This is a genomic window from Pseudomonas sp. B22129 (assembly GCF_044218875.1).
Classification (GTDB): domain Bacteria; phylum Pseudomonadota; class Gammaproteobacteria; order Pseudomonadales; family Pseudomonadaceae; genus Aquipseudomonas.
In genome coordinates this window covers 824,735-837,958 of sequence record NZ_CP162592.1, presented here as the reverse complement: position 1 = coordinate 837,958, position 13,224 = coordinate 824,735, and the positions used below count along the sequence as shown (strand labels likewise).

General features: G+C 61.8%; 9 protein-coding genes. 8 read left to right on the top strand and 1 reads right to left on the bottom strand.

The window, feature by feature from the left end:
* Positions 1–2,646 (bottom strand): pyruvate dehydrogenase (acetyl-transferring), homodimeric type, encoded by a 2,646-nt coding sequence (aceE, locus tag AB4P94_RS03795; protein ID WP_395609470.1) that lies wholly within the window; start codon positions 2,644–2,646, stop codon positions 1–3.
* A gap of 382 nt (positions 2,647–3,028) precedes the next feature.
* On the opposite strand from aceE, the gene glnE reads away from it, so the two are divergent.
* The 8 genes from glnE to AB4P94_RS03755 all read left to right on the top strand — a co-directional run bounded on the left by glnE (position 3,029) and on the right by AB4P94_RS03755 (position 13,115).
* Complete coding sequence (gene glnE, locus AB4P94_RS03790) at positions 3,029–5,968, top strand: bifunctional [glutamate--ammonia ligase]-adenylyl-L-tyrosine phosphorylase/[glutamate--ammonia-ligase] adenylyltransferase (protein WP_395609469.1); 2,940 nt, start codon at positions 3,029–3,031, stop codon at positions 5,966–5,968.
* A 197-nt stretch (positions 5,969–6,165) separates the two neighbouring features.
* The gene (gene waaF, locus AB4P94_RS03785) at positions 6,166–7,200 is read left to right on the top strand and encodes a lipopolysaccharide heptosyltransferase II (RefSeq protein WP_395609468.1); all 1,035 of its coding nucleotides are present in this window, start codon (positions 6,166–6,168) and stop codon (positions 7,198–7,200) included.
* Between the two features lies 1 nt (position 7,201).
* Complete coding sequence (gene waaC / locus AB4P94_RS03780) at positions 7,202–8,263, top strand: lipopolysaccharide heptosyltransferase I (RefSeq protein ID WP_395609467.1); 1,062 nt, start codon at positions 7,202–7,204, stop codon at positions 8,261–8,263.
* The gene (locus AB4P94_RS03775; RefSeq protein WP_395609466.1) at positions 8,263–9,387 is read left to right on the top strand and encodes a glycosyltransferase family 4 protein; all 1,125 of its coding nucleotides are present in this window, start codon (positions 8,263–8,265) and stop codon (positions 9,385–9,387) included. The genes waaC and AB4P94_RS03775 overlap by 1 nt, the downstream gene beginning before the upstream one ends.
* Positions 9,384–10,190: a lipopolysaccharide core heptose(I) kinase RfaP gene (rfaP, locus tag AB4P94_RS03770; RefSeq protein ID WP_395609465.1), complete on the top strand. Its 807-nt coding sequence runs from the start codon at positions 9,384–9,386 to the stop codon at positions 10,188–10,190. Before AB4P94_RS03775 ends, rfaP begins: the two co-directional genes overlap by 4 nt.
* A complete protein-coding gene (locus tag AB4P94_RS03765) occupies positions 10,190–10,924 on the top strand; it encodes a lipopolysaccharide kinase InaA family protein (protein ID WP_395609464.1) in 735 nt (244 codons plus the stop codon). The genes rfaP and AB4P94_RS03765 overlap by 1 nt, the downstream gene beginning before the upstream one ends.
* Positions 10,921–11,673 carry a lipopolysaccharide kinase InaA family protein gene (locus AB4P94_RS03760; protein WP_395609463.1) on the top strand — a complete coding sequence of 251 codons (753 nt, stop codon included), beginning with the start codon at positions 10,921–10,923 and terminating at the stop codon, positions 11,671–11,673. The genes AB4P94_RS03765 and AB4P94_RS03760 overlap by 4 nt, the downstream gene beginning before the upstream one ends.
* On the top strand, positions 11,673–13,115 hold the full coding sequence (locus AB4P94_RS03755) for a lipopolysaccharide kinase InaA family protein (RefSeq protein ID WP_395609462.1): 1,443 nt from the start codon (positions 11,673–11,675) through the stop codon (positions 13,113–13,115). The genes AB4P94_RS03760 and AB4P94_RS03755 overlap by 1 nt, the downstream gene beginning before the upstream one ends.
* Positions 13,116–13,224: the final 109 nt, after the last annotated feature.

Here is a 13,224-nt window from a genome sequence, read left to right as displayed (position 1 = left end):
TCAGCAGTCCAGTGGGTTGCGTTTTTCCGGGTTGATCCCGAACTTGACGATAGCGTCTGCTACCACCTTAGGTTCGATCTCACCACGGTCAGCCAAGGCTTCCAGGGCTGCCAACACCACGAAGTGACGGTCAACTTCGAAGAAGTGACGCAGCTTCTTGCGGCTGTCACTGCGGCCGAAACCGTCGGTGCCCAGGACTTTGAATTCCTTGGACGGGACCCACTGGCGAATTTGTTCAGCAAACAGTTTCATGTAGTCGGTCGATGCGATCACCGGACCTTTACGGCCATTCAGGCACTCTTCAACGAAGGTGAGCTGTGGCTTCTGGCCAGGGTGCAGGCGGTTGTGACGCTCTACGGCCAGGCCATCGCGACGCAGTTCGTTGAAGCTGGTAACGCTCCACACGTCAGCGCCGACGTTGAACTCTTCACGCAGGATCTTCGCCGCTTCACGCACTTCGCGCAGGATGGTGCCGGAGCCCATCAGCTGTACGTGGTGCGCCGCTTCCTTGGTGTCTTCTTCGAGCAGGTACATGCCTTTGATGATGCCTTCCTCAACACCGGCCGGCATGGCTGGCTGCTGGTAGGACTCGTTCATCACGGTGATGTAGTAGAAAACGTCCTGCTGCTCTTCGGTCATCTTCTTCATGCCGTCCTGGATGATCACCGCCAGCTCATAGCCGTAGGTTGGATCAAAGGTGCGGCAGTTCGGGATGGTGGCCGCCAGGATGTGGCTGTGACCGTCTTCGTGTTGCAGGCCTTCGCCGTTCAGCGTGGTACGACCGGCGGTGCCGCCGATCAGGAAGCCACGGGTACGGCTGTCGCCTGCTGCCCACGCCAGGTCGCCAATGCGCTGGAAGCCGAACATCGAGTAGAAGATGTAGAACGGCAGCATCGGCTGGTTGTGGCTGGAGTACGAAGTACCGGCAGCGATGAAGGAGCTCATGGCGCCCGCTTCGTTGATGCCTTCTTCGAGGATCTGGCCCTTCTTGTCTTCCTTGTAGAACATCACCTGGTCTTTATCGACTGGCTCGTAGAGCTGGCCGACGGAGGAGTAGATGCCCAACTGACGGAACATGCCTTCCATACCGAAGGTACGGGCTTCGTCCGGGATGATCGGAACGATGCGCGGGCCGATGTCCTTGTCCTTGACCAGTTGCGCCAGGATGCGCACGAAAGCCATGGTGGTGGAAATTTCACGGTCGCCCGAGCCGTCAAGGATCGCCTTGAGGGTGCTCAGGTCCGGCGTCGGTACGCTGAAGCTGTTGGCGCGGCGCTGTGGCACGAAACCACCCAGTGCGGCGCGGCGCTCGGCCAGGTAACGGGCTTCGGCGCTGTTCGGCTCAGGCTTGAAGAACGGCAGGTTCTCCAGCTCTTCGTCCTTGACCGGGATGTCGAAGCGGTCGCGGAACAACTTCAGGCTGTCGACATCGACTTTCTTGGTGTTGTGCGCAGTGTTCTTCGCTTCGCCGGCACCGGTGCCATAACCCTTGATGGTCTTGGCCAGGATGACGGTCGGTTGTTCTTTGTGGTTCACCGCTTCGTGGTACGCCGCGTAGACCTTGTACGGGTCGTGGCCGCCACGGTTGAGTTTCCAGATCTCGTCGTCGGACAGGTCTGCAACCATCGCCTTGAGTTCAGGCGTGTTGAAGAAGTGTTCGCGTACGAACGCGCCGTCTTTGGCTTTGTAGTTCTGGTACTCGCCGTCGATGACTTCGTCCATGCGACGTTGCAGGATGCCGTCGACGTCTTTGGCCAGCAGTGGGTCCCAGAAACGGCCCCAGATGACTTTGGTCACGTTCCATTGAGCACCGCGGAACACGCCTTCGAGTTCCTGGATGATCTTGCCGTTGCCGCGAACCGGGCCGTCGAGGCGCTGCAGGTTGCAGTTGATGACGAAGATCAGGTTGTCGAGCTTCTCGCGGCCGGCCAGGGAGATGGCGCCCAGGGATTCCGGCTCGTCACACTCGCCGTCACCCAGGAAGCACCAGACTTTCTGCTTGCCTTCAGGGATGAAGCCACGGGCTTCCAGGTACTTCATGAAGCGAGCCTGGTAGATCGCCTGGATCGGGCCCAGGCCCATGGATACAGTCGGGAACTGCCAGAAATCAGGCATCAGCCAAGGGTGCGGGTACGACGACAAGCCGTTACCGTCCACTTCCTGGCGGAAGTTGTTCATGTGTTCTTCGGTGATGCGGCCTTCCATGAACGCACGGGCGTAAACGCCTGGGGAGGTGTGGCCCTGGAAGTAGATCAGGTCGCCGCCGTGTTCGTCGGTCGGGGCCTGGAAGAAGTAGTTGAAGCCGATGTCATACAGGGTTGCGCTGGAAGCGAAGCTGGAGATGTGACCGCCCAGGTCCGAATCTTTCAAGTTCGTGCGCATTACCATCGCCATGGCGTTCCAGCGTACCAGCGAGCGAATGCGGCGTTCCATGAACAGGTCGCCAGGCATGCGTGCTTCGTGGGTAACAGGGATGGTGTTGCGGTATGGCGTAGTGATGGCGTAAGGCAATTGCGAGCCGCTGCGGGTCGCGAGTTCGCCCATACGGGTCATCAGGTAGTGAGCACGGTCTTCGCCTTCTTTGTCGAGAACCGATTCCAGGGCGTCCAGCCATTCCTGGGTTTCGACGGGATCGAGGTCTTGCATGGCTTGCTCCAGGGCGGAAAGGCTACCAGAATCGGTTGCCTGAGTTTGCGACTGGCCTTGTGGGCAGACGACATAAATTCTTGGATGGCCGAAGGTTGCTTCGGCGTCCTGTAGTTTTACTACAAATCGTCGGCCATTTCAGCCTTTCGAATGTATATACGAGTAGTAAAACTACACAAGACTGAGCGTATGGCTCGGTCTGGCTGGTGAGCATAATCGTTATTGTTGATCTTTTGCGAACAAGAAAAGGTGAAAGTTTGATGCTGGCTGCCAAAATGAAATTAATTTCAGCTATTTCTAACCTTTGTTCGACAGTCCTTCACCAAGCGTGGTTCTTGCCTTCACAGCAACACGCCCTTTACGCGCCGATCAAGGATAGACCATGAGCCTTCCAACGCTGGCCGAATTACCGGCCATTCTCTTGCCTTTTGCCCAGCGGGCCGAGCAGTCATTTCGTGACGCAGTGGCCGCGCTGGACGACGATCATGGACTTTCCGAGTGGCCGCCGCAACGGTGGGCCGACTTCGTGCGCGTGTGCGCCGCCAGTGATTTCGTCATTGAACAGAGCGTTCGTGACCCTTTGATGTTGCTCGAACTGGTGGCCTGGGGCGAGCTGGACCGCGGCTTTGCGCCCGGCGAGCTGTGCAGCCAGATCGCGGGTGCCGTGCAACAGGCCGAAACAGAAGATGAGCTCGGCCGCGTTTTGCGCCGCCAGCGCACGCGCCAACAAGTGCGCATCATCTGGCGCGACCTCACCCGCCAGGCCGACCTGGTGCAAACCTGCCGTGACCTCTCCGACATGGCCGATGCCAGCATCGACCAGGCTTATCAATGGCTGTACCAGCGCCACTGCGTGCAATTCGGCACGCCCACTGGCCGGCGCAGCGGCGAAGCCCAGCACATGGTCATCCTTGGCATGGGCAAGCTTGGCGCGGTGGAGCTGAACCTGTCGTCCGACATCGACCTGATCTTCGCCTACCCCGAAGGCGGCGAGACGGTGGGCGTCAAGCGCGCCCTGGATAACCAGGAGTTTTTCATCCGGCTGGGTCAAAAACTGATCAAGGCCCTCGACCCGATGACCGTCGACGGCTTCGTGTTCCGCGTCGACATGCGCCTGCGCCCTTACGGCTCGGCCGGCGCGTTAGTGCTCAGCTTCAACGCGCTGGAGCAGTACTATCAGGACCAGGGTCGCGACTGGGAACGCTACGCCATGATCAAGGCGCGGGTAGTGGCCGGTGACCAGGTGGCCGGCGCGCAGCTGCTCGACATGCTGCGGCCGTTCGTCTACCGGCGTTACCTGGACTTTTCCGCCATCGAAGCGCTGCGCACCATGAAGCAGCTGATTCAGCAGGAAGTGCGGCGCAAAGGCATGGCCGAGAACATCAAGCTGGGCTCGGGCGGTATTCGCGAGGTGGAATTTATCGCCCAGGCGTTCCAGCTGATCCACGGTGGCCGTGACCTCAGCCTGCAACAGCGCCCGCTGCTCAAAGTGCTGGGCACTCTGGAAGGCCAAGGCTATCTGCCGCCAGCGGTGATCGCGGAACTGCGTAATGGCTACGAATTCTTGCGCTACACCGAACACGCGATCCAGGCGATTGCCGACCGGCAGACGCAAATGCTCCCCGACAGCCCTGAAGATCAGGCGCGCATCGCCTTTATGTTGGGTTTCGCCGATTGGGCTGCGTTCCACGAACGCCTGATGTACTGGCGTGGCCGCGTCGATTGGCATTTCCGCCAAGTCATCGCTGACCCCGATGAAGAGGAAGGCGAAGAGAGCGAGTTAGTTGTAGGCGGTGAATGGTTGCCGTTGTGGGAAGAGTCCCAAGACGAAGACGCCGCCTGCCGGCAATTGGCTGAAGGCGGTTTCACCGACGCGCCCAAGGCACTCAAAGCCCTGGCCAGCCTGCGCGGTAGCCCGCAGCTGCGCGCCATGCAGCGCCTGGGACGTGAGCGTCTGGATGCGTTTATCCCGCGCCTGCTGGCCCAGGCCGTGGAGCACGCCAACCCGGATCTGGTGCTGGAGCGCGTGCTGCCGTTGGTGGAAGCCGTCGCCCGGCGCTCTGCTTATCTGGTGCTGCTCACGGAAAACCCTGACGCCCTGCGTCGCCTGTTGACCCTGTGCGCCGCCAGCCCGTGGATAGCCGAACAGATCACGCGTTTCCCGCTGTTGCTCGACGAATTGCTCAACGAAGGCCGCCTGTTCAAGCCGCCATTGGCGCCGGAGTTGGCCGCCGAACTGCGCGAGCGGCTGACGCGCATTCCCGAGGATGACCTTGAGCAACAAATGGAAGCCTTGCGCCACTTCAAACTGGCCCACCGCCTGCGCGTGGCCGCTTCGGAAATCGCCGGCAGCCTGCCCTTGATGAAAGTCAGCGACTACCTGACCTGGCTTGCCGAAGCCATCCTCGAACAAGTGCTGGCCCTGGCCTGGCGCCAAACCGTGGCGCGCCATGGCTCGCCGCAACGGGTGGACGGCACGCTGTGCGACCCCGGCTTCATCATTGTCGGTTACGGCAAGGTCGGCGGCATCGAACTGGGGCATGGATCGGACCTGGATCTGGTGTTCATTCACGACGGTGACCCGCAGGCTGAAACCGACGGTGCCAAGCCCATCGACGGCGCGCAGTTCTTCACGCGCCTGGGCCAGCGCATCATTCACCTGCTGACCACCCAGACCAACTCCGGCCAGCTCTACGAAGTGGACATGCGCCTGCGGCCCTCGGGCGCTTCCGGCCTGCTGGTGAGTTCGCTCGGCGCGTTTGAGCGCTATCAACAAAATGAAGCCTGGACCTGGGAGCATCAGGCCCTGATCCGCGCACGGGTGCTGGTGGGCAGCCAGGATGTGGGCCAGGCGTTTGAGCAGGTACGGGCTAAAGTGTTGGGGCAGGAACGCGACCTGGCGAAGCTGCGCCAGGAGGTCAGCGAGATGCGCGCCAAGATGCGTGACAACCTGGGCACCAAGTCCACAGCAGCCGGAACCGGCACCAATGCCTTCGAACCCACGGCAGCGTTCGACCTCAAGCAGGACGCCGGAGGTATCGTCGATATTGAATTTATGGTGCAATACGCGGCTTTGGCGTGGTCTGCGCAACATCCATCGTTGCTGCGCTACACCGACAATATTCGCATCCTGGAAGGGCTCGAGCAGGTGGGGTTGATGCCCGCCGCCGAGGCTCACCTGCTGCGCGAGGTATATAAGGCTTACCGTTCCGCCGCCCACCGCCAGGCCTTGCAAAACGAGGCAGGTACGGTGGCCGGAGACCAGTTTGCCGACGAACGGCGCCAGGTGATGCGAATCTGGAAAGAGCTGGGGTTAAGCTGATTAATTGAGTGACGCCAATCTAATGTGGAAATCGGCTTTATGTGGGAGCGGGCTTGCTCGCGAAGCAGGCGCTGCGGTCTGTCTGGCAGACCGCGGTGATGCTTTCGCGAGCAAGCCCGCTCCCACACAAAGCGCGATCTGCAGTCATTATCGAGGCGGGGAGGCATAAGCCTCCCCGTATCGTTTGTGGAAACTACATGAATATTCTGATCGTTGGGCCCAGTTGGGTCGGTGACATGGTAATGGCGCAGACACTGTTTCAGTGCCTGCGTATGCGCCATCCAGACTGCCAGATCGACGTGCTCGCCCCCGAGTGGAGCCGGCCGATTCTTGAGCGCATGCCCGAAGTGCGCCAGGCCTTGAGCTTTCCGCTCGGCCACGGCGCGCTGGAGCTGGCGACCCGCCGTCGTATCGGCAAATCCCTGGCGGGCCAGTACGACCAGGCGATCCTGTTGCCCAACTCGCTCAAATCCGCGTTGGTGCCGTACTTCGCCGGCATCCCCAAGCGCACGGGCTGGCGCGGCGAGTTTCGTTACATCTTGCTCAACGACGTGCGCACGCTGGACAAGGCGCGCTACCCGCTGATGATCGAACGCTTCATGGCCCTGGCCTTTGAGCCGGGCGCCGAATTGCCCACGCCGTACCCGCGCCCCAGCCTGCAAATTGACCCGGTGAGCCGCGACGCCGCGCTGGCCAAGTTCGGCCTCACACTGGATCGCCCGGTGTTGGCCTTGTGCCCCGGCGCCGAGTTTGGCGAGTCCAAGCGCTGGCCGTCGGAACATTACGCCAAGGTCGCCGAGGCCAAGATCCGCGAAGGCTGGCAGGTGTGGCTGTTTGGTTCGAAGAAGGACCACCCGGTGGGCGAAGACATCCGTCAGCGCCTGATTCCCGGCCTGCGTGAAGAGGCGGTGAACCTCAGCGGCGATACGTCGCTGGCCGAGGCGATTGATCTGCTGTCTTGCGCAGATTCTGTGGTGTCCAACGACTCCGGCCTGATGCACGTGGCGGCTGCACTGAACCGCCCACTGGTGGCGGTGTACGGCTCCACTTCCCCGGGTTTCACCCCGCCTTTGGCCGACCAGGTCGAAGTGGTGCGCCTGGGCCTGGATTGCAGCCCGTGTTTTGAGCGCACCTGCCGTTTCGGCCACTACAACTGCATGCGCCAGTTGCTGCCGCAGCCGGTGAACGAAGCCCTGCAGCGGTTGCAGGGCACTGCGGTCGAGGTCCGATAGTTTGCGCGTACTGGTAATCAAGACCTCATCCCTGGGCGACGTGATCCACGCCTTGCCGGCCCTGACCGACGCGGCGCGGGCCATTCCCGGCATTCGCTTTGACTGGGTGGTGGAGGAAGGCTTTGCCGAAATTCCCACCTGGCACCCGGCAGTGGACAAGGTGATCCCGGTGGCCATCCGCCGCTGGCGCAAAAATATCTGGCAAACCATCAAGAGTGGCGAATGGCGGCGCTTCAAGCAGCGCATCCAGTCGACCAAATACGACCTGGTGATCGACGCCCAGGGCCTGCTTAAAAGCGCCTGGCTGACGCGCTACGTGCGTGCTCCGGTAGCCGGTTTTGATAAAGACTCGGCCCGTGAGCCTATCGCCGCACGCTTTTATTCCCGGCGCCTGGCTGTGGCCCGTGGGCAGCACGCGGTGGAGCGTTTGCGCCAGCTGTTCGCCGTGGCCTTGGGTTATGACTTGCCCAAAGCGTTGGGCGACTACGGGCTGAGCGTCGAAAAACTGCTCGGCCTGCCGCCGAAAAAACCCTTCGTATTGCTGCTGCACGGCACCACCTGGGACACCAAGCACTGGCCCGAAGCCTACTGGCGCGAGTTGGCCGAGCGCATGGGCCGCCTGGGTGTGGACGTGAAGTTGCCGTGGGGCAATGCCGCCGAAAAAGCCCGCGCCGAGCGCCTGGCCCAAGGCCTGCCCAACGCCGAAGTGCTGCCCAAGTTGAACCTGGCCGGCGTTGCCCGTGTATTGGCCGGCGCCCGCGCCTGCGTGGCGGTGGACACGGGCCTGGGGCATTTGGCCGCCGCGCTGGATGTGCCGACGATTTCGCTGTTCGGCCCTACCAACCCGGGCCTTACCGGCGCCTACGGCAAGGGCCAGATTCACCTGGCCAGCGATTTTCCCTGCGCGCCGTGCCTGCAAAAAACCTGTACCTATCAACCGACGGCCGACGATCTTCGTCGGTTCGACATCAAGCGCGAATCGCCCCTGTGCTTCACGCGCCTGAACCCTGAGCGTGTGGCCAGCCGACTGAGCACGTTGTTATTGGCTGAGGAGCTGCACTGATGCAACTGGCTTTTGTTCTGTACAAATATTTCCCCTTCGGCGGCCTGCAGCGCGACTTCATGCGTATCGCCCTGGAGTGCCAGAAGCGCGGCCACCAGATTCGTGTGTACACACTGATCTGGGAAGGCGACGTCCCGCCCGGTTTTGAAGTATTGGTGGCGCCGGTCAAGGCGTTCTTCAACCATCGGCGCAATGAAAAACTCAGCGCCTGGATGGAAGCTGACCTGGCCAAGCGCCCGGTGGACCGACTGATTGGCTTCAACAAAATGCCCGGCCTGGACGTGTACTACGCCGCCGACGGCTGCTTTGAAGACAAGGCGCAAAACCTGCGCCACTCGCTGTACCGCTACTTTGGCCGTTACAAACACTTTGCCGAGTACGAGCGTGCGGTGTTTGCCAAAGACGCCAAGACCGAAGTGTTGATGATCTCCGAAGTGCAGCAGCCGCTGTTCATCAAGCACTACGACACGCCGCTTGAGCGCTTCCATCTGTTGCCCCCGGGCATCGCCCAGGACCGCCGTGCGCCGCCGAATGCGGCTGAAATCCGCGAAGGGTTCCGCAAGGAATTCAACCTGAGCGAAGACGAACTGCTGCTGGTGCAAATCGGCTCGGGCTTCAAGACCAAGGGCGTCGACCGCAGCCTCAAGGCCGTGGCCGCGCTGCCGGCGGAACTGAAAAAACGCACGCGCCTGTTTGTAATTGGCCAGGACGACCCCAAAGTATTCCAACTGCAGAGCGCCACCCTGGGCTTGGGCGATAACGTGCAGTTCCTCAAGGGGCGCAGCGATATTCCGCGTTTCCTGTTGGGCGCCGACCTGTTGATCCACCCGGCGTACAACGAAAACACCGGCACGGTGTTGCTCGAAGCCCTGGTGGCCGGGTTGCCGGTGCTGGTCTCGGCGGTGTGCGGTTACGCGCACTACATCGCAGAGGCCGACAGCGGCCTGGTGCTGGATGAGCCGTTTGAACAAGCGCAGCTCAACAGGTACCTGACCCAAATGCTCACCGACACCTCACAGCGCGCGGCCTGGGGCCGCAATGGGTTGGCCTTCGCCGAGACGGCCGACCTCTACAGCATGCCGCAGCACGCTGCGGATGTGATTCTGGCGGAGCCAAAACGATGAAGTTGATTCTTGCCGAACCGTTCAAGACGTTATGGGCCGGGCGTGACGCCTTCGCTGAAGTCGAAAAACTGCAAGGCCAGGTGTTTCGTGAACTGGCGGCGCGCCGTACCTTGCGCACCGAGGTCGACGGCCGCCCGTATTTCGTAAAAATCCACCGGGGCATCGGCTGGGGCGAAATCTTCAAGAACCTGATCACTGCCAAGTTGCCGGTGCTCGGCGCGGGCCTTGAGTGGGCGGCGATCCATCGCCTGCAGGAACTCGGCGTGCCGACCATGACCGGCGTGGCCTTTGGCGAAAAGGGCAGCAACCCGGCCGACCAGCACTCGTTCATCATCACCGAAGAGCTGGCGCCGACCATCAGCCTGGAAGACCTGACTGTCAACTGGGTCGCCGAGCCGCCTGCGCCCGCGTTGCGCCATGCACTTACGGACGAGCTGGCGCGCATGGTCGGCGATATGCACCGGGGCGGCGTGAACCACCGCGACTGTTACCTGTGCCACTTCCTGTTGGACACCGCGCAACCGGTCGACGCGAACAACATCAAGTTGTCGGTGATCGACCTGCACCGCGCCCAGCTGCGTGCCCATTTACCGCTGCGCTGGCGTGACAAAGATCTGTCGGCGCTGTACTACTCGGCGCTGGAAATCGGCCTGACCCGACGCGACAAGCTCCGCTTCCTGAAGGGCTATTTCCGCCAGCCACTGCGCCAGATTCTCGCCGAGCAATCGGCGTCCCTGAGCCTGTTGCAGCGCAAGGCCGACAAGCTTTACGCACGCAAGCAACGCCTGGGGGATGCGATCTGATGGCGGGTTGGAACCTGGAACCTGCTTACGCCGCCCTTGCGGATGAGTTTGGCAGCCTTGAGGCGGTGTTCGCCCTGCAGGGTGAGCAACTGACCCGTGACCCGCTGTCGGAAGTGATTCGGGTGGAGCGTGGCGGGGTCAATTATTACGTCAAGCGCTATGTGGGCGCCGGCAAGGGCCTGCGCCGTTATCTGGGCAAGCCGCGGGTCAAGTCCGAGTGGCAGAACCTCAAGCGTTTCGCCAAGTGGGGCATCCCCACGGCGGACGTGGTGGCCTGGGGCCTGGAGCGCAAGGGCCTGGCCTACGACCGTGGCGCGATGATCACCCGCGAGCTGCCGAAAACCGAAGACCTTTCGGTACTGGCCGACCGCAATGATGCCCGCCTGAAAGACCCCAAGTGGGTCAACGCCATCAGCCGCCAGCTCGCCGAATACACGCGCACGATGCACGAGCATCGCTTCACCCATAACGACTTGAAGTGGCGCAACCTGCTGGTCGACGACCACCAGACCCTGTACCTGATCGATTGCCCCAACGGTGATTTCTGGCGCGGTTTCTGGCTCAAGTACCGGATCACCAAGGACCTGGCCTGCCTGGACAAGGTCGCCAAGTATCACTTGTCGGCCACCCAGCGGCTGCGGTTCTACCTGCAATATCGCCAGCGCCCACACCTGTCGGCGTCGGACAAACAGCGAATTCGCCACGTGGTGAAGTTTTTCGAGGGGCGCGAATGAGTGATTTCCTGGCGGCCGAAGACCGCGCTCTGCTTGAGCGCCACGGCCTCGCAACGTTCGATTCCCTGTGGGCCCGGCAACTCGACGCGGTGGACGAACCCAATACCAGCCAAGGCGGCTGGAGCAGCGTGTTTCGTCTTGAGCTTGAAGGGCAGGGGTATTACCTCAAGCGTCAGAGCAACTACCTGACACGCACCCTGCACAAGCCGTTTGGCGAGCCCACGTTCGCTCGCGAATTTCGCAATATCAGCCGTTACCAGAAGCTCGGTATTCCTGCGTTGCAGGCTGCGTTTTTCGGTGAGCGCAAGGTCGGTGGCGAGCATCGCGCGATGCTGCTGACTCGTGCCCTCGACGGCTGGAATGACCTGGATTCGCTGCTGGAGCAGTGGCCGCAACTGACGGACGCCCAACACCGCGCGATCCTGCTGGCCTGCGGCAAGTTGGCCCGCCACCTGCACAGCGTGGGGCAGGTGCATGGCTGCTTCTACCCCAAGCATATTTTCCTGCAGGCACGCGGCGAGGCTTATGCCGCGCAGTTGATCGACTTGGAGAAAACCCGCCCGTTGTTGTTCGGCCAGCGTGACCGGGTCAAGGACCTTGAGCCGCTGCTGCGCCGGGCACCTCAATGGTCGGATGCACAAATCCGCCAACTGCTGGCGGCTTACCTCGAGCAGCCGCAAGACAGTTCGCTGGTGGGCGCGTGGTACCAGCGCCTGACGGCCCGTCGCAGCCACAAGGAGAAGCGCTGATGCGTTTGTCTGCGCTCAAAGACGCGGGGCGTGCCCCCGACCTGCCGCTGACCCTGGAGCTGGCGGACGCGGCAGGCCCCGGGCAATTGCAATTGCTCAGCCTGCTGCGTGTGTTGCCGGGCGAGCGCTACGTCGGCGCCGCCGTCTGGCGCGGGCGCCCGGTGCTGGCCAAATTGTTGGTGGGCGGCAAGGCTGCGCGGCATTTTCAGCGTGAGCTTGCGGGTGTACGCCTGTTGGCCGAGCAAGGCCTGACTACGCCATTGCTGCTGGCCGATGGCTTGCAGGAAGGCGAGGGCGGCTGGCTGCTGTTTGAGTTCATCGAAGGCGCCGAAAGCCTCGGCGATGCCTGGCAGGCGGTCGAAGGCTTGCCGCCGCTGGCCGACGAACAAACCGCTGTACTCGCCGAGGCGTTGGGCGCGATTGCCCAGATGCACACTAAAGGCCTGTGGCAGGAAGACCTGCACCTGGACAACCTGCTGCGCCAGGACGGCAAGCTGTACCTGATCGACGGCGCCGGGATTCGCGTCGAAGAGGCCGGCAAACCCTTGTCGCGCCAGCGGGTGCTGGAAAACCTCGGGGTGTTTTTCGCCCAGTTGCCGAAGAACCTTGAGCCGTTCACCGAAGAACTGCTGGTGTATTACCTGTTGGGCAATGGCGAACACGCCTTGCCGCTGCAAGCCCTGGAAAAGCAGGTGCGCAAAGTCAGTGCCTGGCGTTTGAAGGACTTCCTGAGCAAGGTTGGCCGCGAGTGCACGTTGTTCAGCGTGGTGCGTGGCGCCTTTGGCTTGCGCGCGATTCGTCGTGAAGAAGAGCCCGTGATGTTGCCGGTATTGGCGCAGGCGGATGCGTTGCTGGACCAAGGCCACCTGTACAAGACCGGTGGTGCGGCGACGGTGGCCAAGGTCGAGGTGGCGGGGCGGCCGTTAGTGATCAAGCGCTACAACATCAAGAATTTTGCCCATTGGCTCAAGCGCTTCTGGCGGCCGAGCCGGGCCTGGCATTCGTGGCGCGAGGGCAATCGGCTGGCGTTTCTGGGCATTGCTACACCCAAGCCGCTGGCGGTGCTGGAGAAGCGGTTTTTGTGGCTGCGCAGCCGGGCCTATCTGGTGACCGAGTACTTGCCGGGGCCGGACATTATCGAGCGGTTTGCCCCCTACGTTGAACAGGGCAACGCGCCGCAAGCCGAGCTGGCGGCGCTGGATCAGCTGTTTGCGCAACTGATTCGCGAACGGATCAGCCATGGCGATTTCAAGGGCCATAACCTGTTCTGGGCGGGGGATCGCTGGTCGTTGATTGATCTGGACGCCATGTGTCAGCACGGGTCTGATGCGAGTTTTGCCGCGGCGTTTGCCAAAGACCGGGCGCGGTTCATGCGCAATTGGCCGCAGGCGAGTGCGCTGTATCAGGTGATTGATCAGCGGTTGCCGATGGGTACTGACTAAACTCCAGTCTGCTTTTGTGTGGGAGCTGGCTTGCCTGCGATGGCATCACCGCGGTTTCACTGAGAGACCGAGGTGTCTGCATCGCAGGCAAGCCAGCTCCCACACAAAG